Source organism: Psychrobacter sp. PP-21, assembly GCF_033790785.1.
GTDB lineage: Bacteria > Pseudomonadota > Gammaproteobacteria > Pseudomonadales > Moraxellaceae > Psychrobacter.
On sequence record NZ_JAMYEB010000067.1, the window covers coordinates 1 to 781 of the forward strand.

General features: G+C 40.8%; 1 protein-coding gene, 1 rRNA gene and 1 pseudogene. All 3 read right to left on the reverse strand.

The genetic code is table 11. From position 1 onward, the window contains the following. Positions 1 to 70, reverse strand: a pseudogene (locus tag NJD71_RS14055) (transposase); the annotation flags it as partial. Between the two features lie 148 nt (positions 71 to 218). Further along, positions 219 to 566: a hypothetical protein gene (locus NJD71_RS13585; protein WP_319052431.1), complete on the reverse strand. Its 348-nt coding sequence runs from the start codon at positions 564 to 566 to the stop codon at positions 219 to 221. Positions 567 to 691: 125 nt separating this feature from the next. Next, positions 692 to 781: ribosomal RNA gene (gene rrf, locus NJD71_RS13590) — 5S ribosomal RNA — on the reverse strand; the annotation flags it as partial.

Below are 781 nucleotides of genomic sequence, written 5' to 3' on the forward strand. Positions count from 1 at the left end.
TGTCATCGAAGCTGTTCATGCTACCAGCCATTTGCTCGGCTAGTTTTTTAATGTCAGATTGAGTCGTCATTGCTTATTCTCCTGTTAATGGATTATAAGCAGTTACACAGTTTTTAGGAAACTCCCCCCTCAACTCGGCGTCAAGTTGAGGGATTTTCTGTCAGCTAGGAATAAACTAAAAATGGCTAAAGTAAATTACAAATGTAGGCAATATAAATCTACTGTTCCATATGCCATCTGTCGTCTACCCACACCGCATCAGTATCGTCCACATGCACATGCCACTCTGCATCAGCTACTACGAGACGAATTTCAGTTAAGCAGTATAGCAAATGGTTTATGCTATACATCAGAACCTCTATATCGGCGCTAGAAAGTAATTTGGTAGCGCCTGCTAGTATCACATCTGACTCACTATCATCATATGCATAAAGGTCAAAAGATTCTGCCTCTTCTACATATTTGAAGCTTTCATTATACTTATCGACAATAGAAATGACATCTTCCTGCTCTTTTTCAGTCAAAAGCGTCGCGCACTCAGCTGTATAATAAATAGCGGTGCCCATAATACATTGCTCCAAGATACGATAGTGATAGTAGATAATAGTATAATATATTTTTGCTTATCAAATCCCACACAAAGAAAAGCCCCCTTTGCGTTAGCAAAGGGGGCTTTTACTTTAGAATAGAGAGCTGACGATGACCTACTCTCACATGGGCGAACCACACTACCATTGGCGCAACGATGTTTCACTTCTGAGTTCGGGAAGGGATCAGGTGG